This is a genomic window from Propionicicella superfundia DSM 22317, assembly GCF_000423465.1.
GTDB classification, from domain to species: Bacteria; Actinomycetota; Actinomycetes; order Propionibacteriales; family Propionibacteriaceae; genus Propionicicella; species Propionicicella superfundia.
Genome location: NZ_KE384021.1, coordinates 529,143 through 551,981 on the forward strand (window position 1 = coordinate 529,143; position 22,839 = coordinate 551,981).

Genomic DNA, 22,839 nt, shown 5'->3' on the forward strand with positions numbered 1-22,839 from the left:
CGCCGAACGCGGTCTTCATGGCCCGGTCTCCTCGTAAGGAGACCGGGCCGTGGCACAATCCCCCCTGATGGACCGCTCCGACCTGGCCACCCGTGCCTTCGACGTGTCCGTCAACCGTGCCCTGGCGCTGTACGCGGTCGTCGCGGGGATCGCCGTGGTCGGGGTCGGGTTCGGCGAGCCGGCCTCGGTCGACGGCCCGTGGCTCGGCGTCGTCGCGCTGCTCCTGGTCGCCTGCACGCTGGGGATGGTCCTCTCGACGGCCCGGCCGCAGGCCGCCCCGGTCATCCAGGCGCTGTACGCCGCGACCGTCTTCGCGGCGCTGTCCACCTGGCAGGTCGCCTGGCACGGGTCGGCGTCGTCGGTGCGGCCCTTCCTGTGGCCGGTCATCGGCATCGCGGTGATCGCACTGGCGTGGGCCGGACGCGAGACGTGGGTCACCATGGTCGTGACGCCGGCCGCTGCGCTGGCGTGGGGCTTCCTGCGCCTCGACCAGTCGGGCGGCGCGGTCGGAGTGCTGCTCGCGACGCAGGAATCCCTCGTGCTGCTCGCCCAGGCGGTCGGGTGGTCGCTGGCACTGGGCGTCGGGCATCGCGCGGCGGAGCAGCTCGACGCGTCCACCGACCGTGCGGCCGCGATCGCCGAGCAGACGGCGATCCGCGCCTCCATGCGACGCGAGCAGCGCATCCTGGACGCGCTCCTCCACGACCGTGTGATGACGACGCTCGCGGCAGCGGGCCGGGGAACCATCAGCACCGACCGCATCGCCGAGATGGCTGCGGGAGCGCGGGATGCGCTGAGGAGCTATGACAACGGCGACCCCGCCGAGCAGCTCACCGGGCCCGAGACGGTCGAGCTGATCACCCGCCTCGTGGCCGACGCGTCGGTGAACGCGACCGTCCACGTGACCTGCGAGCCCGGAGTGTCGGTGCCGCACCACGTCGGGCTGGCCCTTGCCCGCGCCGCGCAGGAGGGGGTCCGCAACGCGGTGCGGCACGCGTCCGCGGCACACATCGCCGTCACCGGCGTGGTGGGCGGCGACGAGCGGACCGTCGAGGTCCGGCTGACGGTCAGCGACGACGGGGTCGGCTTCGACCCCTCCGAGGTGCCCGAGCGGCGCCTCGGAGTGCGTCTGGCCGTGCAGGAGCGGATGAACAGCGTCGGCGGGTCCGCCGTCGTCACGTCCAGGCCGGGGGAGGGGACGACCGTCCGTCTCACGTGGACCGGCGACGTGGACGGGACGGCGCGCGAGATCCCGTCCGACATCGCCGGAACCCTCGGCGCGCAGGTGGACGTCGACGGGCTCGTGTGGATCGGGCGCCTCCAGACCGGTTTCATGATGGCGCTGGGCGTGGCGGACGCGGCGGTCGCGGGGCGAACGGGCGAATGGCTGACGCTCCTCCTGATGTCCGCTGCCGGCGTCCTCGCCTTCGGGCCTCGCGTGCGCGCGCGCCTGCGCGTCGGCGAGACGTCGGCGATCGCCGTGCTGCTCGCCGGGGCGTCGGCGTTGCAGGGCGCGAGCGGCGGCGGCTGGAACGCGAGCAGCATCCTGCTCGCCGTCGTGATCCTGTTCGCGGTGCGGGCCCGGGGGACCTCCCGCGGATCGTGGTCGGTGCTGGCGTTGCTCTCCGCGGCCGGCGTGCTCGCCACACTGTGGACCGGGTCGTCGCTGATCGCCCACCTCATCTCGCTGGCGGCGCTCTTCGTCGGCCTTCTGCTGGCCGACAATCTGCTGCGCTGGCTCGCCCTCGTCGGAGTGAAGGTCAAGCAGTCCCGCGCCGAGTTCGAGGAGGCGACCTCCCGCGCGGCGGGCCTCTTCTCGGCGCTGCTGCGGCGGGACGTGTGGATGGCGGGCGTCCGGGCATCGGTCGAGCCGATGCTGAAACGGCTCTCCGACACGAGCGTCCCCCTTTCCGAGAGCGAGCGGGCGCACTGCCTGCGGCTCGAGGCCCGGCTGCGGGACTCGATCACGGCGCGCAACCTGGCCGCGCCGCTCGTGGCGCAGGCGGTCGAGTCCGCGCGGGAGCGAGGGGTCTCGGTGACGCTCATCGACAACCGGCAGGGGGCTCTCCCCGAGCCCGCGCGGGAGGCGGCCCACCGGCGGCTCGCGGCCGCCGCCGACGCGTCGTCGGAGGGCAGGATCGTCGCCAGGGTGGCGCCCGAGGGTTATCGGGATCTCGTCACGATCATGACCGACACCGACGGTGGCCATACACTCATCTCGATCGACCAAGAAGGACAGGTGACGCAGACGTGAGCGTCTCGATGCCGATCAAGGCGGCAGTGATCGATGACCACGAGGCCATCAGGCTCGGGATCGCGGGCGCCTTGCGATCGGAGCCGCGCATAGCCATCGTTCCGGGTGCCAGCACGGTGGAGTGCTTCCTGGGCGCCCGGAGCCGCGCACAGGTCGTCCTGCTCGACCTCCAGCTCGGAGACGACTCCGATCCCAAGACGAACACCGAGGCGCTGATCGAGGCAGGCTACAAGGTGCTCATCTACTCGATCGCCGACAATCCGCGGGCCCTCCGCCGAGCGCTGGCCGGCGGCGCACACGGCGTGTGCCGCAAGGCCGAGCCGCTGGCGCAGATGGCCGCGGGCATCCTGCTCGTCGCCGAGGGCCAGATGGTGATCTCACAGGAGGTGCTGGCCGCGATCGAGGGCGACGCGCCGTACGTCGAGGCGAACCTCGGAGCCCGCGAGAAGGAGGTCCTGTCGCTGTACGCCGGCGGTCTGGAGATCCCGCAGATCGCGCGCCGGCTGTACATCACCGAGAACTCGGTGAAGGAGTACCTGAAGCGGATCCGGATGAAATACACCCAGGCGAACCGGCCTGCGAACAACAAGCTCGACCTGCTGAAGCGCGCCATCGAGGACGGGATCGTCCCGCCCGTCCGGCCGCTCGTCTGACGGCCGAAGGGCGGGTCCCCTCCGTCAGCCCGCGGCCCGCACGGACCGCTTGATGAGCGGCACCTGCAGCGGCTGCACGCTCAGCTCGGTGACACCGCACTCGATGAGTCGCGTGGTGAACGCCGGGTCGCTGGCCAGGTCGCCGCAGACGGCGATCGGGACGTCGGCGCCGAGTCCGTGATGCGCGGCCTCGATGAGGTCGAACACCGCCGGATGGGCCCCCTGCGCGAGCTCGGCCACGGTCGCGTTGCCGCGGTCGACGGCCAGCGCGTACTGCGTCAGGTCGTTCGTGCCGACGCTCACGAAATCGACCAGCGATCGGAAGTCGGAGGCGCGGACCGCCACGGCCGGCACCTCGACCATGATCCCGACGGGCAGATCGAGCGCCTCGGGATGGGTCTCGGCGACGATGTCGAGCTGCCTGCGCACCCATCGCACCTCGTCCGGGTTCGTCACCATCGGCACGAGCACCCGCACGGGCGTCCGCTTGGACGCCTCGACGATGGCCGCGAGCTGGTCACGGAACAGTTCGGGGACGCGACGCATCGTTCGCACCCCGCGCTCGCCGAGGAACGGGTTCTCCTCCTGCTCCTGCGGCAGGAACGGCAGCGGCTTGTCGCCGCCGACATCCCAGGTGCGGATCGTGATCATGCGCCCGCCCAGCGCCTCGCCGATGCCCACGAACACCTCGGCCTGTTCGGCGATCGACGGGGGTACGGGGTGCTCGGCGAACAGCAACTCGGTGCGGACGAGGCCCGACCCCTCGGCGCCGTATGCCTGGCCGGTGGCGGCGTCCGCCAGCGACGCGACGTTCGCCTCGACGAGGACCCGCACGCCGGACCGGGTGACCGCCGGCTCCGCGGCATGGACCATCGCGTCCTCGTGCACGCGCAGCCGGGTGTCGGCCTGCGCCTGCCACTCGGCCAGCGCGTCGTCGTCGGGGTTGACCAGCAGCGTGTTCTGCGTCGCGTCGATCGCGACGATGTCGCCGGTGCGCAACTGCGCGGCGCCGGGCACGCCGGCGACGACCGGGATGCCGCGGCCGGAGGCGACGAGGATGCCGTGCCCGGTGCGTCCGCCGGTGAGGGTGATGAAGCCGCGGACGAGTTCGGCGTCGGCCGACTTCGCCGTCGCAGCGTCCAACTCGTCGATGACGACGATGGACGGCTCGGTCGGGTTGGTCGGCGCCAGGGCCTGCCCGGTGAGGGCCAGCAGCATGAGGCGCTCGATGCAGCGCACGTCGGCCGCACGTTCGCGCAGGTACGGGGTCGCCAGCGACTCGAACCGCTGCGCCAGCGATTGGCATTCCACCTGCCACGCGCGGGGGGCGCTCACACCGCTGCGGATGACACCCTCGACGGCCGTGACCAGCTCCGGATCGTCGAGCATGGCCGACTGGGCCACGAAGATCGGGTCGTCGGCGTACTGGTTGAGATACGCGAGCGCCTCGGCGTGGGCGGCGGCGCTGCGTTCGAGCTCGATGGGCGCCCCTGCGTCGACATAGCCGTCGACGGAGACCGTCAGCGCCGCGCGGTGGACGGGCCCGACCGCCATGCCCGTGCCGGCGTTCTCGGTCACCGTGATCTCCTCCGCGCTGTCGGCGGCGGGGCTCTCGTCATCGATCGGATCGCCGAAGTTGACGGCAGCGAGGGCCGTGAGGGCCTCGAGCGCGGCGTCCGCGTCGGGCCCGGCCGCGTCGGCGGAGAGCTGGTCGCCCGCCAGTGCACCGAGCGCGGCGACCTGTGTCACGCTGCGTGCGCTCGCCGAGGTGCCCGAGGAGAGGTTGACGATCCGGACCGTCGCGTCGAGACCGCGCAGCGCCGCGACGAGCGCGGCGGCGGGCCGGGCGTGGAGCCCGTGCGGGTGCGGGGCGGCGAACTGGGCGGAGATGCGATCCGCGGCCGACAGTTCCTCGGCGGCGGCGACCGGTGCGGCCGCGTCACCGCCGAGATGCTGCGCCTTCGCAGACGCGCCGGCGCGCGCCTCGGCCTCCACCTCGTCCAGCGTTCCGCCCGCGGCCGCCGTGACGACGGCCGCGACGAGGCCTTCGACGAGAGGTGCCGGTGTGAGCCGGACGCGCTCGGCGACGTCGGGATCGAGGAACTCCAGAGCCAGTTCGGCGCTCAGGATCGCGCTGCCGAGGTCGAGGAAGACGAGGACGCCGTCGGGGCTGTCCACCTCGAGGATCGCCTCCTCGATCTTCGCGGCGTCGGTGCCGATGGTGACGTCATCGAGGCCCGCGGCGATCGCGATCGCGAGGTCGGAATCCGCGGGGATCATTTCCGATGCCAGGCCGACCGCCGCCTTGGCGAGGGCATGGCTGTGTGAGACGACGACCAGACCGATCATGGGCTGCTCCTCAGTATCCGCTCGGGGCCGACGCGGACACAGTGCCTTGGGCCCGCCGAACGGGCCCAATCACGTCATCGTCGACGCTACTGACAGGTTTCATGTCGTACATCGTGTCAGGTTCCGCAAGGGGCCCACGGCGCGATTTCGAAATGCGCGCTTTCGCGGAATGAGACAGCACGTCTGCGCTGACAAGCGGTGGCGGTCAGAGACGACGCAGGAAATCGGGGTCGTCGTCGGGCGCCGTCGGCTTCTTCGGCGGGGGCTCGACACGCGGGCGGCCGAAGATCAGCCACGCCGCCGAGCCGACGAGCGGCAGGCAGATGACCGCGGCCAGCCACAACCATCTGGGCATCAGCCGCACCTTGAAGGGGCCCGACATCGCGATGTCGACGACGCAATAGATCATCAGCATCACGACGACCACCACGATCACGACCCGAGGCATACCCCTATTCTACGGCCGCGTCGTCGGATCCATCTCCGGGTCTACAGTGGCCGCGTGCAGCGGATGCGGGTGGTGGCCGCCGACGAGGTGTGGCCGGCGCTCGGCCCGGCGCTGGAGGACGGCGCCCCTCTCGCGACGGTCGCCGAGGGGGACGCGGCGGCGCTCGCGACGCTGGCGCCCGACATCCCCGTGGCCGAGGCCGACGCGGGGATCCTCACCGTGACGTCCGGCTCGACGGGCGCGCCCAAGGCGGTCGTCCTGTCGCGCGCCGCGCTCCGGGCGGCGACCGACGCGCTGCACGACCGGCTGGGCGGAACCGGTGTCTGGACGTGTGCGCTGCCGGTCAATTTCGTGGCGGGGATGATGACGCTGGTGCGGAGCCGGTACGCGGGGACCCGGCCGCGATTCGCCCGGCCCGATCTCGGCGACCTCGCTCCCGGGTCCGGCCGCGAGTACCTGTCGATCGTCGCGACGCAGCTTCATCGCGCCCTGGAACGGCCGGACGTGCTGGCTCGGCTGCGCGACTTCGCCGCCGTCGTCGTGGGCGGATCGGCGATCCCGCCGGGTCTCGTCGCGCGGGCCCGCGAGGAGGGGATCGCGCTCGTCACCTCGTACGGGATGAGCGAGACGTGCGGAGGCTGCGTGTACGACGGGCGCCCCCTCGCCGACGTGGAGGTGGGCACCGACGCCGTCGGCCGGCTGTGGATCGCCGGCCCGACGCTGTTCTCGGGCTACCGGCTGCGTCCCGACCTGACGGCCGAGGCGCTCGCCGGCGGCAGATTCCGCACCGCCGACCGGGGGATCGTCGACCCCGACGGGAGGCTGCGCGTGCTGGGACGCGCCGACGACGTCGTCATCAGCGGGGGCGTCAACGTCGATCTGGCCCACCTGCAGCGGTTGCTCGACGCCGCCGCCCCCGTCCCCGTGGTCGTGCTCGGCGTGCCCGACGCAGACTGGGGGACACGGGTGGTCGCGGCGACCACCGGCCGCATCGCTCTCGCCGAGCTGCACAGACTGTTGGACGTCGCGCCGGCGGCCCTTCCGCGGGAGCTGCGGCGGTTCGCGGCGTTCCCGCGCACGGCGAATGGAAAGCTGGACCGGCAGAAGATGGCGGCGGAATGGAGTGCGACGGATGGCGACGGCAGCCCAGTGGATTGAGGGAGTCCGTCTGCGGACTCTGCCTGCCGCGTTGTCGCCGGTCGTCGCGGGCACGGCTGTGGCCTACCATGCCGGGGCCTGGGATCCGCTCATCGCCGTGGGCTGCCTCGTCGTCGCGCTCGCCCTCCAGGTCGGCGTGAACTTCGCCAACGACTACTCCGACGGCATCCGGGGAACCGACGCCGAGCGGGTGGGCCCGCTGCGGCTGGTCGGGTCGGGAGCGGCGTCGCCGCAGGCGGTGAAGAACGCCGCGTTCTGCTGCTTCGGCGTCGCGTCGGGCGCGGGCCTCGTCGTCGTGGAGCGCAGTGGACACTGGTGGCTGCTCGCCGTGGGCGCAGCCTGCATCCTGGCGGCGTGGTTCTACACCGGTGGCCGGCATCCCTACGGCTACGCCGGGCTGGGGGAGGTCTTCGTGTTCGTCTTCTTCGGCCTCGTGGCGGTGCTCGGGACGGTGTACGTGCAGTCCGGCGGCGTCCCGGTCGCGGCGTGGTGGGCCGCCGTCGCGGTCGGCAACCTCGCCTGCGCGGTCCTCGTGGCCAACAACCTGCGCGACATCGACACCGACATCGCCGCCGGGAAGCGGACCCTCGCGACGATCATGAAGGACGAGGGGACGCGCTGGCTGTACGCGTCCCTGGCGGTCACGGCGCTCGTGGCCGTGGCCGGTGCCGCGCTGGTCACCACGCCGTGGGCGCTGCTCGGGCTCGCCGCGGCCCCGCTGCTCGGATGGACGACGGTCGTGATCGTCCGAGGGGCGCTCGGCCGTCGCCTCATCGGCGTGCTGCGGCTCACCGGCATCGCCGAGCTGGTCGCGTCCGTCGGGCTGGCCCTCGGTCTGGTGATCGGGTGAGCTCCTCCCGCCGTCTCGTCGTGAGCCCCGTCGCGGTCGCCACGCTCGTGATCGCGCTCGGGTGGTTCGGGGCGGCCGTCACCGGTCTGCTCATGGCGCACGACACCTGGGGCCTGGTGCTGACCGCCGCGTTCGCGCTCGCCGGCCTCGGGACGCTCGTGCTCGCCGGGACGCTCGTGCTGCGGCTCACCGAGGCGGGGGTCTCGCCGCTGGTCGGCCGCCGGGTCGGCTGGGATCGGATCGAGGCGGTCGCGGTTCGCCGATGGCCGGGCGGCCTCGCGTCGCTCGCGGTGGAGGTCGGCCGCGGACGATCGGTGGCCCGTCGCGACCTGGACGTCGTGGGAACCGCCGCCTGGGTGGCGGCGGTCGCGACCGAACTCGCCGCCCGGGCCGGGGTCGAGGTGACCGCCGAGTCGGCCGAGCCGCCACGATCCGGCGGCGGGCGCTTCGCCTCCTGACGGCGGCGTGGTTGGCTGGGGTCAGCGAGTTGCCACCGACGGGAGGACCCACGCATGGCTGACACCGGAGAGTTCGTACGCGACGCGCGCTACATCACCGACCGCATCACCGCCGACGCCCCGCCCGGGGGGCCGACGGGGGAGAGGATCGGTGAGATGGTGTGGCCGGTCCAGCCCGGTCGCTACCGGCTGGCCGCCGCCCGTGCCTGTCCCTGGGCGCACCGGACGGTCATCGTCCGCCGGCTCCTCGGACTGGAGGGCGTCATCTCGCTGGCGCTGGCCGCTCCCACGCACGACGAACGGTCCTGGACCTTCGACCTCGACCCCGGCGGGGTGGATCCGGTCCTGGGCATCCACCGGTTGCAGCAGGCCTACTTCGCCCGCGTCCCCGACTACCCGCTGGGCATCACCGTGCCGGCGGTCGTGGACGTCCCCACCGGCGCCGTCGTGACCAACGACTTCGCACGCATCACGCTCGACTTCTCGTCGCAGTGGCGCGCCCACCAGCGTCCCGGGGCGCCCGACCTGTACCCCGAGGCGCACCGTGACGAGATCGACGAGGTCAGCCGCCGCGTCTACACCGAGGTCAACAACGGTGTGTACCGGTGCGGCTTCGCGACGTCACAGGACGCGTACGACGCGGCCTACGAGCGCCTGTGGACCGCCCTCGACTGGCTGGAGGAGCGGCTCGCCACACGTCGCTACCTGGTCGGCGACACCATCACCGAGGCGGACGTCCGGCTGTACCCCACGCTTGTGCGCTTCGACGCGGTGTACCACGGGCACTTCAAGTGCAACCGGCAGAAGATCGCCGAGCTGCCCGTGCTGTGGGCGTACCTGCGGGACCTGTTCCAGACGCCCGGTTTCGGGGACACGACGGACTTCGTCCAGATCAAGCAGCACTACTACATCGTCCACACGGGGATCAACCCGACCCAGGTCGTGCCCAGGGGACCCGACCTCGCCGGGTTCCTCACTCCCCACGGCAGGGAGTCCCTCGGCGGACGCCCATGGGGGGACGGGACGCCGCCGGGGCCGGTCCCCTCGGGCGAACGGGTGCCTGCCGGGCACAACCCCCTTTCAGGGACCGACGCGGGCTGAGGCCGTGCGCCGCGCCTGGTCCGGGGACACCCGGGCCCGTGTGCCGGCTGCCGATCCGGAAGCACCCGTCGTTCGCCTAGTGTTGGCCACATGATCAACGGCGTCCGGGTCTACCAGATCCCGATGAGGGTCCGGTTCCGCGGGCTGGACGTTCGGCACGGCATGCTGTTCCGCGGCCCGGCGGGGTGGGCGGAGTGGAGTCCGTTCCCCGAGTACCCGCCGGCAGAGGCCTCCGCCTGGTGGGACTGCGCCGTGGAGGCCGCCACCCGTGAGTACCCGCCGCCGGTGCGGCGCTGGGTTCCGGTGAACGTCACGGTGCCGGCCGTCGCGCCCGACGCGGCGTTCCATATCGTGAGGTCCTCGGGCTGTGCCACCGCCAAGGTGAAGGTCGCCGAGCGAGGGCAGGGCATCGCCGCCGACCTGGAGCGCGTCGAGGCCGTCCGGGCCGCGCTGGGTCCGTCGGGCCGGATCCGGGTGGACGCCAACGGCGGGTGGTCGGTGGCCGAGGCGGATCGCGGTCTGCGCCAGCTCAACCGATTCGATCTCGAGTACGCCGAGCAGCCGTGCGCGACGGTGGCGGAGCTGGCGGAGCTGCGGCTGTCGTTCGCCCGCACCGGGTACGACCTGCGCATCGCGGCGGACGAGTCGATCCGGCGTGCGTCCGACCCGCTGGAGGTGAGACGTCTGGGCGCCGCCGACATCGCGGTCGTCAAGGTGCAGCCGCTCGGCGGCGTCCGCCGGGCGCTGGCCCTGGTGGAGAAGCTGGGGATGCCGGTGGTGGTGTCGAGCGCGCTGGAGACGTCGGTCGGGATCCGTGCCGGCCTGGCGCTGGCCGCCGCCCTTCCCGACCTGCCGTTCGCATGCGGGCTGAACACCGTTCCGCTGCTCGCCGGGGACGTGACGGTGCAGCCGCTCGTCGCCGTCAACGGCCAACTGCCCGTTCGCGATGTCGCCGTCGATCCGGCGCTGCTCGATCGCTGGCAGGCGCCGCCCGACGTGGCTGCTGCCTGGGAACAGCGGCGCGCGACGGTCGCGCCGCCGCCGGCGTCCGCGGCCACCCCGGTACGCGCATGAGCGCCTCGTCGTCCCTCGGCGCCGCCGTCGTGGCTCACCTGGTGGCGCAGGGGGTCACCGACATCGTCGTGGCGCCCGGGTCGCGCAGTGGTCCGCTCGCCGTGGCGGCCGCCCGGTCCGCGGCGCGGCTGCACGTACGCGTGGACGAGCGCTCGGGGTGTTTCCTGGCTCTCGGGATCGCGCGGGCGCAGGGACGTCCCGTGGCGATCGTCACGACGTCCGGCACGGCGGTCGGGAACCTGCTCCCGGCGGTCATGGAGGCCGATCACGCGGGCGTCCCGCTGGTCGTCGTGTCGGCGGATCGACCGTCCTCGCTCGTGGGAACGGGCGCGAACCAGACCACCCGGCAGGTGGGGGTGTTCGCGGGCTTCGTCCGCGACGCGGTGCGTGTCGCGTCGTCGGAGGATCCCCGTTCCTGGGGCGCGCACGTGGCCCGTGCCGTCGTCGCCGCGGCCGGGACGCTCAGCGCCGACCCGGGCCCGGTCCATGTCAACGTCGAGCTCGCCGACCCGCTGCTCGGCACTGCCGCCGCGCCGGCGGTGTCACCTCTCGTCGCGTCTCCGCGACCCGGCCCGGCGCCGGTCGAGCTGAGAGGCGGACCGGCGACCGTGGTCGTGGCCGGGGACGCGTCTGCGGCGATCGGGATGGAGGCGGCGGCGTTCGCCGCCGTCGCCGACCTTCCGCTCATCGCCGAGCCGTCGAGCAATGCCCGCTCGGGTGCCGCGCTCTCGTGCGGCAGGCTGCTGCTCGACACCGAGCTCGGGGCGGCCGTGGAGCGAGTGATCGTCTTCGGGCATCCCACCTTGTCGCGTCCGGTGACCCGGTTGTTGTCCCGCGACGGGGTGGAGATCGTGGCCGTGAGCGGGCGCCCCACGTGGCCGGATCCGACCTGGCGGGTGCGGACCGTCGCCGGAGGTGTGCGGCTCGACCCGGAGGACGGGGCCTGGACGTCTCGGTGGCGTGCCGCCGATGCGCTTCTCGCCGCGGACGTCGCCCGCTCGTACGGGGAGGGCGAGACGGGGTGGCGCCTCGCCGCCGGGATACTGTCGTGCTTTGCGGCCGCCGGTGACGAGGCGGGCGCCCTGTTCGTGGGGCCGTCCCAGATCGTCCGCGACCTCGACCTGGCCCCGGTTCCCGCCCGGTCGCCGCTCGTGTACGCCAACCGCGGACTCGCGGGAATCGACGGCGTGGTGTCCAGCGCGGCCGGGGTGGCGCTGGGCGCGGACGCCCCGGTGACCCTGGTGTGCGGGGATCTCACGTTCCTGCATGATTCCAACGGCCTGCTGCGAGGGTCCGGTCCCGAGCCGGTCCTGCGGATCGTGGTGGCCGACGACGACGGCGGCTCGATCTTCGCGACGCTCGAATCGGGTGCGGTCGACCCGGAGACGTTCGATCGCGTGTACCGGACGGCACAGGGCGTCGACCTCGTCGCGCTCGCGACCGGGTACGGGGTGCCTGCGCGGCGCGCGTCGGTGGACGAGGCGCTCGTCGCGCTCAGGGAGCCACCGCGCGGGATCGAGGTGATCGTCGTCCCGGTCGACGCGTCGCGGCTGCGGGAACGCGTGTCGTCGCTGCCCGGACGGGCTGCCGCGGCGGTGGCGGCGGCAGCAACCCGGTCCTGAGCCTCACCGAACGCTCCGAAACCGGCACTGAGCCCCGCCGAACGCTCTCAACCTGCCGGTTCTTCGCGAATTTCCGGTGGTTCTGGAGCGTTCGGTGGGGCTCAGGACAGGTCGCGCAGCCAGCGTCGCAGGTGCCAGGTCGCCCGGACGTCGTCCTCGTTGTAGGCGAGCACCCGGCGCCGTGCCGCCTCCCGGCCCGTAGCGGGTCCGTGGACGGCCGCGCGGAACCACGACTGGGAGTTCAGCCCGCCCGGCTCGGGATCGCGCCACCGGAACCCCGGTCCGGAATGGGCGACGTTCTTCAGCCCGAGTCCGTGGACCCCGAAGAAATGCTCCCGCACCGACGCGAACAGGTCGACGAACCGCTCGGCGGCGAAGGCCGGCGCCCAGGCCAGCCGAGGCGTCGCGGCCGCGATGGCGGCCAGGCGGACAAGCTCGTAGTCGGAATAGTGATAGACGCGCGCATCGGTTGCGAGCACGAGATCCCGCAGCCAGGTGAGCGCCGCGAGCGCCAACTCGCCCTCGGTCTCCTCGGTCAGGTCGGCGAACCGGGCGAACGAGCGGTAGTACGGCTCGGAATCCGTCCTCCGGTCATGGACGAGGAAGCCCCACAGGTAGACGCGGCTGTCGGCGGAGGCCTCGATGTCGAGGTCGATCTCGACGGGAGCCGATGGCAACGGAATCGGGCCCGGTCGCGTCCGTTCGAGCTCGATGCCGCCGACCATCATGCGCGCCCGGCGGGCCGCGGCGCCGAGCCGCTCGTCGACGCCCGCCCGATGGGCGACGAGCGCCTGGTAGCGGGGCAGCAGCGTCGTCAGATCGGCTGCCGCGAGGTCGGCCACGGTCGTGACGCCGAGCGACCGCAGAGCCGAGATCTCATGGACGTCCAGCGGCCACTTCGCGATGCGCAGGCTGAGGTCGTCGCCGTCCAGCATCCTCCGGCACACCGGCCACCATTGGCATCTGTCGCACTCGATGGTCCGGATCGGGGCGATCTGGCCGGGCGCATCCACCCTGGCGGCTCGGGCCGTGCGGAGCCGGAATCCGAACTCCTCCGCGTACCGCACCATGACGGACACGGCCTCGCTGCCGTCCGACACCCGCGGGCTGTCCGGGACGCACGGTTCGTCCAGCGGCATCCACGCGATGACCCCCTGCCGGTCGGTCCCGACGAGTCCGCCGAGACGGACGCCCTCGCTGGCGTGGCCCGCGGCGTCCAGCAGGTGCCACAGATGTGCGAGTTCGAGCCGGTCGCCGACGCGCGACAGCCGGGTGTCGACCCCGTCGAGCCGATGCCCCGTGCCGGGACGGGGTGCCGCGAACGTGCTCGTGAGGAGGGCGCTCTGGGGGCGCGCGTCCAGCACCCTGCGGCCGTGCACCTGGACGGCTCGATACCCGGGACGCCCGGTCGCCGCGGCACGACCGCGCACGAGGATGTCCGCCGTCCCGTGCCGGTGCCCGGCCGGGTCGGAGGGGAGCGTGGCGCCCACGATCACCCGTGCGCCGTCGGTCATCGCCCGCGAGCAGGCGTGTTCCCGCTCGGCCGCGGGCAGATGCGACAGAGGACGCAGATCGGCGACCGAGGCGGGTTCCTGCGCGGCGACGAACTCGTCCAGCAGCCGTGCGGCGGCCGCCCGGGTGGAGAAGGCGTACGACGGCAGCGGCCGCGGGGGTGGGGTCGCGAGACCGGAGGTGAAGGCATGACGGACCTTGACCGGGCAGGTGTGGGTGGCGTCGACGCCGAGCGACCAGGTCATCACGCCCACCCGCGGTGGATGGCGACCACCCCCAGTGCGAGGTTCTGCCATGCGAGGTCGTGCCAGCCGGCGTCGGCCATCGCGTCGGCGAGATCCCGCTGGGCCGGCCACGCGAGGATGGACTCGGAGAGGTAGCTGTACGCGTCGGGATCGCTGGAGAGGCGGGCGAACGCGGGGATCAGCAGCCGCAGGTACTGGTGGTAGACGGCCCGGAACGGCGCCCAGGTGGGGGTCGAGAACTCGCAGATCACGATGCGCCCGCCCGGCTTGGTGACGCGCCGCAGCTCCCGCAGCGCCGCAGCGGTGTCCTCGACGTTGCGCAGCCCGAATGACATCGTGACGGCGTCGAAGGTGTCGTCGGGGAAGGGCAGCGCGAGGGCGTCGGACTGGAGGAACGGCAGCTCCGGCCGGCGGAGCTTCCCGACCTGCAGCATCCCCAGGGACAGGTCGGCCGGGACGACGTGCGCGCCGGCCTCGGCGAGGGGGCCGCTCGAGGCGCCGGTGCCGGCGGCGAGGTCCAGCACGTGTTCGCCGGGCCGCGGATCGATCGCCTCGAGCACCGAGATTCGCCACTGCCGCTCGGCGCCGAGCGTCGTCAGCAGGTTCATGAGGTCGTACCTCCGTGCGACCTGGTCGAACATCGCCTCCACGTCGGCGCGCCGCTTCGCGAGCGTCGCGCGTGTCTGCCCATGTGCCACGGCGCAACTCTGCCACGTCCGCGACTCGGCCACACACAGAGGTGTGGTGGTGGGCCGTATCCTTGGCGCGGATACAAGGAGTGCAATGGCGAGACAGGGCCCCGTCCTGCGGGTGAAGGATCTGAAGAAGTCGTTCGGGCCGGTGACGATCATCGAGAGGTTCAGCCTGGACGTCCGGGCAGGCGAAGCGGTCGCGCTGACCGGCCGCAACGGCTCCGGGAAGTCGACGCTGCTGCGGTGCATCATCGGCGCGGACCGGGTGGATGAGGGGACGGTCGAGCTCAACGGCATCAAGATGAGCGAGACGAATCCGGATATCCGGCGCGAGTTGGCGACCGTCATCGACGACATGGACTTCTTCCCCGACCTCAGTGTCGTGGAGCACCTCGATCTGCTCGCCCGAGCGCACGGCGTCGCCGATCCCGAGACCGTCGTGGACGAGGTGCTCGACGAGGTGCAGCTCGTCCCGCAGTCGGGTCAGCTTCCCGGGACGCTGTCGTCCGGACAGCGCCGCCGCCTCGCGCTGGCGACGGCGTTCATCCGGCCCAGGTCGCTGCTCATCCTCGACGAGCCGGAGGCGCGGCTCGACGTCGAGGGGGTCGCCTGGCTCGCCGGCCGGCTGAAGGCCGAGCGGCAGCGCGGGCTGGCGATCGTGATGGCCAGTCACGAGCCGACGCTCGTCGACGCGGTGGCGACCCGGACGCTGCGGCTGGGGGCCGACGCCGGTGAGTAAGCGCGCCCGGAAGAACGCGAAGGCGGCGGGCACTCCGCCACCGGCCCCGGCGGTCACCGAGCCGGTGCCGGTCGAGCTCCCGACCGAGTTCTACTTCCCGCCCGACGACCCGCCGATCCCCGTCGACGAGCGCGACCTGCTCGCGGTCATGCGCGACTGGCGGCATGGCCGGGCGACGCGAACGATCATGCAGGTGATCAGCGACGGCTATATCGCCGTCCTGTCGCTGCTCGTCCTCGGCGCGATGCTGGCCGGGGCGCTGCTGCGGACGCAGTCCCTCGTCGCCGTCTGCACGACCTCGTCGTGCCTGACCGCCCGGACCCTGCTGCCATGGGTCGTCCTGTTCGCGGTGTTCGCCCTGACCCTGTCGGCCGCTCACCTGTTCGGGCCCGTGCTCGCCTCGGCAGCCGAAGGCTCGTGGCTCATGGATGCCCCGATCCGCCGCCGCCGGCTGCTCACGAAGCGCCTTGTTCTTCCGCTCGTGCTCGCGTTCGCCGTCGGGCTGCTGCTGGGCGTCCTCGTCGCGCTGCTGTCGGGCAACGACACGGCGAGCATCGCCGTGTGGGGCGGCGCGACCGGTCTCGGGGCGCTGGGGCTGATGGCGTTCGCCGCCGCCGCGCAGGCACGCGAGGCGCGAGGTGCCGTCCGGATCGCACGGACGTCCGCCGCGGCACTCACCGCGGTCGCCGGCGCAGCGGTCGTCTCCGTCGCGGCGGGGTGGGTTCACCTCTCCCTGGCCCCCGATGCCCTGCTGCCCGTCGTGGCCGGGGTCGGGGTGGCGGGGGTGGCGCTCGCCGTCGCCGGGACCATGTACGCCACCACGCATCTCGGCGAGATCCGCCGTGCCCGACTCGTGTCGGGAGGCTCGCTCGTGAGCGGCATGCAGGGTGCCGCGTTCGCGCTCGACCTCGGGCTCGTCCGCGACATCCTGGTCGACCGGGAGTCCGCCGAACGGGGTCACGTCAAACCGGTGAAGGGTCGCGGCACCGGGATCGCCGCGCTCGTCTGGCGTGACGTCGAGCGGCTGTACCGCTGGCCGCGGGCACTGCCCGGGCTGGCGTTGAGCCTGCTGGTGCCCTACGCGCTGGACGCCCTCGGCGCCTCCGTCGTGAACCCGCTGCTGTCCGGACTGGCGCTCATCGTCGTCCTCGTGCCGTTCCTCGGCAGCCTGCGCGTGCTGACCCGGACGAAGGGTCTGGCGCGGACGCTGCCGTTCCCCACGACGACGATCCGGACGGCCGCGATGGTCGTCCCGGCCATCCTCGCGGTCGTGTGGGGCCTCGCGGCGACGCCGGCGTTCTGGGGGATCGGCGCGGCTGGCCAGGAACGGACGCTCGCCGACGCCGTGCTGGTGTCCATGGCCACCGCGCTGGCCGGCCTCATGGGCGCGGTGCGCTGGGTCACAGCGAAGCCCGTCGACTTCAACACCCCGATGCTCGCCACCGGGGCCGGCGCCATGCCGCCCACGCTGGTGTTCAACCTGTTCCGCGGGCTCGACATGGTCGTCCTCATCTGCGCCCCCGTGCTGCTCGGATGGGGGGCAGGCTGGTCGCTCGGCCTCGTCGCGGTCGTCTTCGTGTTCCTGCGCGGCACCTTCGACATGGACGAGTTGAAGGCTCAGCAGGAGCAGGCGATGCGCGAGCAGCAGGCGCTCAAGTCCGAGAAGGACAAGATCAGGGTCTCGCGCCCCCGGCGCTGAACGGGGGCCTCCCGCGCGGGGGTGAGTCAGAACACCTGGCGGAGATTCGCCCGCGTCAGGTCGACGAGCTCGTCGCCGCGGCCCGACAGCAGGGTGCGTAGCGCGTAGAGGGCGAATCCCTTGGCCTGGTCGAGTTTGACCGACGGGGGGATCGTCAGCTCCTGGCGTTCGGTCACCACATCGACCAGCGCGGGCCCGTCGTACGCGAACGCCTCGGTGAGGGCGTCGCGGAGCCCGTCGGAGTCGTCCACCCGGAAGCCCTTCAATCCGGCGGCGCGGGCGATGGCGGCAAGGCTCGGATTCTGCAGCTCGGTGGTCTCGTTGACGAACCCGGCGGCCTTCATCTCCAGCTCCACGAAGTTCAGCGACGAGTTGTTGAAGACGATGATCTTCACCGGAAGGCGGTTCTGGGTCAGCGTCAGCAGCTCGCCCAGCAGCATCTCGACGCCGCCGTCGCCGGACAGCGCCACCACCTGCCGCCCGGGGAAGGCCGCTGCCGCGCCGACACCCTGCGGCAGCGCGTTCGCCATCGAGCCGTGGATGAAGGATCCGATGAGCCGGCGCTTTCCGTTCATCCTCAGGTAGCGGGCCGCCCAGATCACCGGCGAGCCGACATCGGGGATGAAGACGGCGTCGTCGGAGGCGAGCTCGTCCACGAGCCTGGCCACGTACTGCGGGTGCAGCGGCTGGCCGGGCTTGCGGGGCGTGGCCAGCTCGTCGAGCTTCGTCCGGGTCTTGGCGTAGTGGGCGAGCGAGTCCTCGAGATGGGTGCGGTCGGAGCGACGGCCCAGCAGGGGCAGCAGCGCGTCGATCGTGTCGCCCACGTCGCCCACCAGCCCGAGGGTCACCGGGATCCGGCGTCCGAGGTGCTCGCCCCGCAGGTCGACCTGGATGACCTTCGCCTGCGCGGGCAGGAACGGGCGGTACGGGAAGTCGGTCCCGAGCATCAGCAGAGTGTCGCAGTTCTCCATCGCCCGGTAGCCGGAGGCGAAGCCCAGCAGGCCGGTCATGCCGACGTCGAACGGATTGTCGTGCTCGACGAACTGCTTGCTGCGCAGCGTGTGGACGATCGGTGCGGCGAGGGCGTCGGCGAGCGCCACGACCTGGTCGTGGGCTCCTTCGGCGCCGGCCCCGGCCAGGATCGTCACCTTCTGGCCGTCCGACAGCAGGGACGCCGCCTGCCGCACCTCGTCCGCGGAGGGGACGATGCGCGGGCTGCTGGCCCTCACGGCGGTCACGGTCGTGTCGACCGCGTCGGACAGCGCGACGTCCCCGGGGATGACGACCACCGCGACGCCCCGGCGTTCGACGGCGGTCTGCATGGCGGTCCGCAGGATGCGTGGCAACTGGATCGGCGAGGCGGCGTACTCGACGTAGACCGAGCACTCGCGGAACAGCTCCTGCGGATGGGTCTCCTGGAAATAGCCGCTGCCGATCTCGGACGTCGGGATGTGCGCGGCGATCGCGAGGACCGGCACGCGGGAGCGCTGGGCGTCGAACAACCCGTTGATGAGGTGCAGGTTGCCCGGGCCGCAACTGCCGACACAGACCGCGAGCTCGCCGGTCAGCGCCGCCTCGGCACTGGCCGCGAACGCCGCGGCCTCCTCGTGCCGGACGTGAACCCAGTCGATGCCCGACCCGCGCAACGCGTCGGTGAAGCCGTTGAGGGAATCCCCGGGGATTCCGTAGACCCGCTCGACCCCGCTCGCGACGAGCGTGTCGACCATGTTCTTGGCGACCGTGACCATCCGCTTCTCCCTTTTCTCGATTCTCTTCTACCAGTGCGCCGAAGACGGTCGGCGCGGGCCTGGGGCGCGGCGTGTCGCGGACCTGCGTCGACGGCCGGGCCCGCGGTCAGCGGACGACGGCGAAGCCGCCGGTCCAGCCGATCGACTCGGAGACGGCGAGGGTGAGCTGCAGGAAGCCGAGCGCCTCCAGCTCGTGCGCACGGGCCAGCGTCCCGGCGTCGACGGCTGCGACTCCGCCTGCCCGGACCGCGTCGGCGAGCGTCTGCTTGGAGGCCGCGTCGTCGCCGGCGATGAGGACGGTCGTCGTGGTGCCGCCCACGGACTTGCTCGCCAGCGTCGCCGCGAAGGTCGTGTTGAACGCCTTGAGGACGTGATTCCGCGGGAGCCTGGCCGCGATCTCGGCGGCCGCGGAGCTCCCGGCCGGGACCACCAGCGAGTCGAACGTCTCGAAGTTCAGCGGGTTGGTGATGTCGACGACGGTCTTGCCGGCGAGCCGGTCGCCGTAGGCGGTGATGACGGCGTCGACGGCCGGGTAGGGCACGGCGAGGACGACGACATCGCCGTCGACCGGCGCGGTCCCGACCTGCTCGTGGGCGATGTAGGCGACGTCCGAGCCGCCGTCGGCGAGGACCCCTCCGATCGCGGTGGCCATCGTGCCGGTGCCGATGATGGTGAAGCGTGCCATGACTGCTTTCCTCCTGTGGGTGGCCTCGAGCCAGTTGGTTGCATCTGCAACTATCACCGTACGCGGCGATAGTTGCAGATGCAACTATTTGCTACGATGGGCCCATGACCGCGACGCGACTGAACGAGGGCGAGCGCGTTGCCGTGGCGCGACTGCAGGCGCTGCTCGAACTGCTGCCGGCGGCGCTGGACCGGGCGCTGCAGCCCGCCGGGCTGACCGCGTTCGAGTTCGCACTGCTCGAGGCGGTGGCCGAGGCCGAGGACGGACGCGTGCGCCTCACTGCGCTCGCACTGCGCACCAACGCGTCCCTGCCGCGGGTGTCGCGTGTCGTCACGGGCCTGGAGCGCAAGGGTCTCGTCGGGCGTTCGCCCTGTCCCCTCGACTCACGGGCGACCAATGCCGCACTCACCCCCGCGGGGGTCGAGGCGTATCGCGCGGGCCGCGACCTCTACGACGAGGCGGTCAGGGCGATGATCCTCGAGGGGCTCGATGGCTCGGACGTCGCCGATCTCGCCCGGCTCGCCCTGGCCATCCTGACCAGGCTCGACCCCGACGGTCGCCTGGCGATCACCGCCTGAGGCTCTCCCACCCCGCCGAGCGCTCTGCTTCTGGCGGTTTCTCGCGGAATTCCGGCAGTTGGGGAGCGTTCGGCGCGGCGGGTCAGGCTCGGCCGGCGGGTCGTCCCGTGGGCAGGCCCAGCGCCGTGTACATCGGAGCCAGCTTGTGGCCGGTCTCGGCGAGTTCCTCGCACGGGTCGGACTCGGCGACGATCCCGGCTCCCGCGTACACCCTGATGCGGGTCGGGTCGCCGGCCGCGAGCTCTCCCGAACGCAGCGCGATCGCCCACTCCCCGTCGCCGCGGGTGTCGATCCAGCCGACGGGCCCGGCGTAGTGGCCGCGGTCCATGTGCTCGATCTCGGCGATGGCGGCACGGGCCGCGTCGGTCGGCGTGCCGCAGACCGCCGCGCTCGGGTGGAGCCGGGCGACGAGGCCCAGGGCCGTGATCCCGGGCCGGCACACGCCGGTCACGTCGCTGGCGAGGTGGAAGACGTTCGGCAACTGCAGCACGTATGGGGCATCGGGGACGTTCATCCCCGAGCACAGCGGGGCCATCGCCTCGGCCACCGACGCGACGGCCAGTTCGTGCTCGATGAGGTTCTTGCCGGAGCGGGCCAGGGACGCCGCCAGCCGCAGATCCTCCTGCTCGCCGCCGTTGCGCGGGATCGTTCCCGCCAGGACACGGGAGGTCGCCAGCCCGCCCTGCCGTCGGACGAGCATCTCGGGCGAGCCGCCGACGAGGCCGCCCATGAGGTAGGTCCAGGTGCTCTCGTACTCGCGCGCCAGCACCGCGGCCGGGGAGCGGAGGTCGACGGGCCCGTCGCAGATCACGGTCTCGCCGCGCGCCAGGACGACCTTCGACAGGACGCCCACCGCGACCCGGGATCGGCCCTCCTCGACCGCGGACGCCCAGTCGTCGGCCGCCAGGCCGAACGGCTCGGTGTCGAGGACCCGCGGCGCGACCGGGGGCGTGGCGGCCCCGGGAACCTCCATGATCGGTTCCCGCTCGTCGGTGAGGACGGTGAGCCAGGAGACGTCGCCGCGCCGGCCGAGAATCGTCCGCGGCACGATCACGCGGGCGAGGCGGCCGGTGTTTCCCGCATCGAAGGGGAAGCTTGCGAGGGCCAGCGGACCGGTTCCCCAGGCATCGGGCAGTTCCGTGTCATGGCCGAGCCGCTCGCTGAAGCCGGTCCACCAGGCGTCCGCCTCCGCGATGGTCACGTCGCTGATCTCGACCGCGGTCCCCAGGGCGACGAAGCCCTGGCCGCGACGGATCCAGGCCGAGCCTCCGGCGGGCAGCCGATCCAGGAGCGGACCGGGGTCGGGGACCTCGACGGTGCGCGCTCGCCATGTACGCCCGGCATCGAGAGGAACCACCCGCGCAGAATAGACCCGCACCCGGTTACCTGCGAGTCGGCCGGGCGGCGGGGGGCCAGGCGGCCGGGTGGTTACCGCCGTCAGGCGCAGACCTCCCAGGCGGGTCGGGCGGGCGCCCGGAGGGGATTTCGTCCGAGTAATTCGTTGACGTTTGACTTGCGTAAATACAGGGGTTTTGGGCCGATGTGCGGCGTGAGCCCTCCTGCGGGGGAATGCGTGGGCAGAAAATGACCTTGCCGACCAAATCTGTCTAGACTGACGAACGTTCGCAGCGGCCCCGAGGGCCGTCAGATGGGAGGTGCTGGCATGGCTGAGCCCGGCCGAGTGGCTAAGGGAGCAGCCGAACCGGTACTCGCCGACGCGATCGTCGTCGGGGCCGGCCCGGGAGGGTCCGCCGCAGCGCGACACCTCGCCGACCGGGGCCTCGACGTCGTCCTTCTCGAAAAGACGCGATTCCCGCGCGAGAAGGTGTGCGGCGACGGCCTCACCCCCCGGGCGACGCGCCAGCTCATCCGGCTCGGCATCGACACGTCCGCCGAGTCGGGCTGGCTGCGGAACAAGGGGCTGCGCATCTACGGCGGGGGCACCGACCCGTTCGAGATGCCGTGGCCCGAACTCACCGACTTCCCGTCGTACGGGCTCGTACGCCCCCGCGCGGACTTCGACGACCTCCTCGCCAAGCACGCCGTCGCCGGCGGCGCCCACCTGTACATGGAGACGGCCGTCACCGGCCCCATCCTCGACGAGCGCACCGACCGGATCGTCGGGGTCACCACGAAGGACGGCCGCGAGTTCCGGGCGCCGTTCGTCGTCGCCGCCGACGGCAACTCGGCTCGCCTGGCCATCGGAATGGGCATCCAACGCCGCCCCGACCGCCCGATGGGCGTCGCCGTGCGCACGTACTATCGCAGCCCGCGCCACGACGACGAATGGCTCGAGTCGTGGCTGGAGCTGTGGGACGGCGCACCGAACCAGTCCAGCCTCCTGCCGGGGTACGGCTGGATCTTCGGCATGGGCGACGGCACCTGCAACGTCGGGCTCGGCATCCTCAACACGTCCCCCGCATTCGGCAAGGTCGACTACAAGGACCTGCTGCTGCGCTGGCTCGCGAACACCCCGCCCGAGTGGGGATTCACCGATCCCGCCAACCAGATCGGCACCGTTCAGGGGGCAGCCCTGCCGATGGCGTTCAACCGGCAGCCGATCTACACGCGCGGCCTCCTCCTCGTCGGGGACGCGGGGGGCATGGTGAACCCGTTCAACGGCGAGGGCATCGCCTACGCCATGGAGACCGCCGAACTGGCCGCGGACGCGATCGCCGAGGCGCACTATCGGGGCGCAGGGACGACGAGCGCCGAGCGCGCCCTCGCGGGGTACGAGGCCGCGGTGAAGGCCGAACTCGGCGGGTACTACCGGCTCGGCACGATCTTCGTGAAGCTCATCGGGCATCCGAAGATCATGCATCTCTGCACGACCTACGGACTGCCGCGGAAGACGCTGATGCGCTTCGTCCACAAGCTGCTGGCCAACCTGACCGACAAGCGTGACGGCGACGTCATGGACCGGGTCATCAACGCCATGACGAGGATCGCTCCGTCGGCATGATCAAGAGGAAGG

At 72.3% G+C, this 22,839-nt stretch carries 19 protein-coding genes; 12 read left to right on the forward strand and 7 right to left on the reverse strand.

The window, feature by feature from the left end; genetic code table 11:
• Positions 1-49: 49 nt before the first annotated feature.
• A complete protein-coding gene (locus tag G555_RS0112330) occupies positions 50-2,254 on the forward strand; it encodes a sensor histidine kinase (RefSeq protein WP_156887541.1) in 2,205 nt (734 codons plus the stop codon).
• Positions 2,251-2,907, forward strand: a complete 657-nt coding sequence (locus G555_RS0112335) for a LuxR C-terminal-related transcriptional regulator (RefSeq protein ID WP_211223247.1) — start codon at positions 2,251-2,253, stop codon at positions 2,905-2,907. Before G555_RS0112330 ends, G555_RS0112335 begins: the two co-directional genes overlap by 4 nt.
• Positions 2,908-2,931: 24 nt before the next feature.
• On the opposite strand, the gene dhaM is transcribed toward G555_RS0112335, so the two are convergent.
• Together dhaM and G555_RS0112345 are read right to left on the reverse strand one after the other, a co-directional pair.
• A complete protein-coding gene (gene dhaM / locus G555_RS19810; RefSeq protein WP_051208990.1) occupies positions 2,932-5,256 on the reverse strand; it encodes a dihydroxyacetone kinase phosphoryl donor subunit DhaM in 2,325 nt (774 codons plus the stop codon).
• 205 nt (positions 5,257-5,461) lie between these two features.
• Complete coding sequence (locus G555_RS0112345) at positions 5,462-5,704, reverse strand: PLD nuclease N-terminal domain-containing protein (RefSeq protein ID WP_028709097.1); 243 nt, start codon at positions 5,702-5,704, stop codon at positions 5,462-5,464.
• A 63-nt stretch (positions 5,705-5,767) separates the two neighbouring features.
• Between G555_RS0112345 and G555_RS19815 the strand changes: the two genes are divergently transcribed.
• From G555_RS19815 to menD, 6 genes are read left to right on the forward strand one after another with little or no spacing between them, the layout of a single operon-like run.
• Positions 5,768-6,862, forward strand: a complete 1,095-nt coding sequence (locus tag G555_RS19815) for an AMP-binding protein (RefSeq protein ID WP_084635229.1) — start codon at positions 5,768-5,770, stop codon at positions 6,860-6,862.
• Positions 6,837-7,712: a 1,4-dihydroxy-2-naphthoate polyprenyltransferase gene (locus G555_RS0112355; protein WP_028709098.1), complete on the forward strand. Its 876-nt coding sequence runs from the start codon at positions 6,837-6,839 to the stop codon at positions 7,710-7,712. Before G555_RS19815 ends, G555_RS0112355 begins: the two co-directional genes overlap by 26 nt.
• Complete coding sequence (locus tag G555_RS0112360) at positions 7,709-8,170, forward strand: hypothetical protein (protein ID WP_028709099.1); 462 nt, start codon at positions 7,709-7,711, stop codon at positions 8,168-8,170. The genes G555_RS0112355 and G555_RS0112360 overlap by 4 nt, the downstream gene beginning before the upstream one ends.
• 54 nt (positions 8,171-8,224) lie before the next feature.
• Positions 8,225-9,271, forward strand: a complete 1,047-nt coding sequence (locus G555_RS0112365) for a glutathione S-transferase family protein (protein ID WP_028709100.1) — start codon at positions 8,225-8,227, stop codon at positions 9,269-9,271.
• 15 nt (positions 9,272-9,286) lie between these two features.
• Positions 9,287-10,345: an o-succinylbenzoate synthase gene (locus G555_RS19820; protein WP_281168201.1), complete on the forward strand. Its 1,059-nt coding sequence runs from the start codon at positions 9,287-9,289 to the stop codon at positions 10,343-10,345.
• Complete coding sequence (gene menD, locus G555_RS19825; RefSeq protein ID WP_036922542.1) at positions 10,342-11,967, forward strand: 2-succinyl-5-enolpyruvyl-6-hydroxy-3-cyclohexene-1-carboxylic-acid synthase; 1,626 nt, start codon at positions 10,342-10,344, stop codon at positions 11,965-11,967. Before G555_RS19820 ends, menD begins: the two co-directional genes overlap by 4 nt.
• Before the next feature lie 101 nt (positions 11,968-12,068).
• Here menD and G555_RS19830 read toward each other — a convergent pair whose 3' ends face one another.
• Together G555_RS19830 and G555_RS0112385 are read right to left on the reverse strand one after the other, a co-directional pair.
• Positions 12,069-13,724, reverse strand: coding sequence for a TM0106 family RecB-like putative nuclease (locus G555_RS19830; RefSeq protein ID WP_084635230.1), 1,656 nt, complete (start codon positions 13,722-13,724; stop codon positions 12,069-12,071).
• On the reverse strand, positions 13,724-14,422 hold the full coding sequence (locus tag G555_RS0112385; RefSeq protein ID WP_028709101.1) for a demethylmenaquinone methyltransferase: 699 nt from the start codon (positions 14,420-14,422) through the stop codon (positions 13,724-13,726). Before G555_RS0112385 ends, G555_RS19830 begins: the two co-directional genes overlap by 1 nt.
• Before the next feature lie 85 nt (positions 14,423-14,507).
• On the opposite strand from G555_RS0112385, the gene ccmA reads away from it, so the two are divergent.
• A complete protein-coding gene (ccmA, locus tag G555_RS0112390; RefSeq protein ID WP_028709102.1) occupies positions 14,508-15,155 on the forward strand; it encodes a heme ABC exporter ATP-binding protein CcmA in 648 nt (215 codons plus the stop codon).
• Entirely contained in the window at positions 15,148-16,854 is a 1,707-nt protein-coding gene (locus tag G555_RS19835) for a DUF6297 family protein (RefSeq protein WP_156887544.1), read from the forward strand. Before ccmA ends, G555_RS19835 begins: the two co-directional genes overlap by 8 nt.
• A 26-nt stretch (positions 16,855-16,880) precedes the next feature.
• Here the strand turns inward: G555_RS19835 and poxB are convergent, their stop codons facing one another.
• Both poxB and G555_RS0112405 read right to left on the reverse strand, forming a co-directional pair.
• A complete protein-coding gene (gene poxB, locus G555_RS0112400; protein WP_028709103.1) occupies positions 16,881-18,602 on the reverse strand; it encodes a ubiquinone-dependent pyruvate dehydrogenase in 1,722 nt (573 codons plus the stop codon).
• A gap of 106 nt (positions 18,603-18,708) precedes the next feature.
• Positions 18,709-19,287 carry an NADPH-dependent F420 reductase gene (locus G555_RS0112405; RefSeq protein WP_028709104.1) on the reverse strand — a complete coding sequence of 193 codons (579 nt, stop codon included), beginning with the start codon at positions 19,285-19,287 and terminating at the stop codon, positions 18,709-18,711.
• Between the two features lie 104 nt (positions 19,288-19,391).
• On the opposite strand from G555_RS0112405, the gene G555_RS0112410 reads away from it, so the two are divergent.
• A complete protein-coding gene (locus G555_RS0112410; RefSeq protein WP_028709105.1) occupies positions 19,392-19,865 on the forward strand; it encodes a MarR family winged helix-turn-helix transcriptional regulator in 474 nt (157 codons plus the stop codon).
• Positions 19,866-19,947: 82 nt separating this feature from the next.
• Here G555_RS0112410 and G555_RS0112415 read toward each other — a convergent pair whose 3' ends face one another.
• Complete coding sequence (locus tag G555_RS0112415; RefSeq protein ID WP_028709106.1) at positions 19,948-21,222, reverse strand: isochorismate synthase; 1,275 nt, start codon at positions 21,220-21,222, stop codon at positions 19,948-19,950.
• 306 nt (positions 21,223-21,528) lie between these two features.
• Between G555_RS0112415 and G555_RS0112420 the strand changes: the two genes are divergently transcribed.
• Complete coding sequence (locus G555_RS0112420; RefSeq protein ID WP_051209001.1) at positions 21,529-22,827, forward strand: geranylgeranyl reductase family protein; 1,299 nt, start codon at positions 21,529-21,531, stop codon at positions 22,825-22,827.
• The last annotated feature ends 12 nt before the right edge of the window (positions 22,828-22,839 follow it).

Excerpts from the sequence above, each read along its gene's own strand:
- dhaM (WP_051208990.1), bottom strand. The coding sequence starts at position 5,256 with ATGATCGGTCTGGTCGTCGTCTCACACAGCCATGCCCTCGCCAAGGCG.
- G555_RS0112345 (WP_028709097.1), bottom strand. The coding sequence starts at position 5,704 with ATGCCTCGGGTCGTGATCGTGGTGGTCGTCGTGATGCTGATGATCTAT.
- G555_RS19815 (WP_084635229.1), top strand. The coding sequence starts at position 5,768 with ATGCGGGTGGTGGCCGCCGACGAGGTGTGGCCGGCGCTCGGCCCGGCG.
- G555_RS0112355 (WP_028709098.1), top strand. The coding sequence starts at position 6,837 with ATGGCGACGGCAGCCCAGTGGATTGAGGGAGTCCGTCTGCGGACTCTG.
- G555_RS0112365 (WP_028709100.1), top strand. The coding sequence starts at position 8,225 with ATGGCTGACACCGGAGAGTTCGTACGCGACGCGCGCTACATCACCGAC.
- menD (WP_036922542.1), top strand. The coding sequence starts at position 10,342 with ATGAGCGCCTCGTCGTCCCTCGGCGCCGCCGTCGTGGCTCACCTGGTG.
- G555_RS19830 (WP_084635230.1), bottom strand. The coding sequence starts at position 13,724 with ATGACCTGGTCGCTCGGCGTCGACGCCACCCACACCTGCCCGGTCAAG.
- ccmA (WP_028709102.1), top strand. The coding sequence starts at position 14,508 with ATGGCGAGACAGGGCCCCGTCCTGCGGGTGAAGGATCTGAAGAAGTCG.
- poxB (WP_028709103.1), bottom strand. The coding sequence starts at position 18,602 with ATGGTCACGGTCGCCAAGAACATGGTCGACACGCTCGTCGCGAGCGGG.
- G555_RS0112405 (WP_028709104.1), bottom strand. The coding sequence starts at position 19,287 with ATGGCACGCTTCACCATCATCGGCACCGGCACGATGGCCACCGCGATC.
- G555_RS0112410 (WP_028709105.1), top strand. The coding sequence starts at position 19,392 with ATGACCGCGACGCGACTGAACGAGGGCGAGCGCGTTGCCGTGGCGCGA.
- G555_RS0112420 (WP_051209001.1), top strand. The coding sequence starts at position 21,529 with ATGGCTGAGCCCGGCCGAGTGGCTAAGGGAGCAGCCGAACCGGTACTC.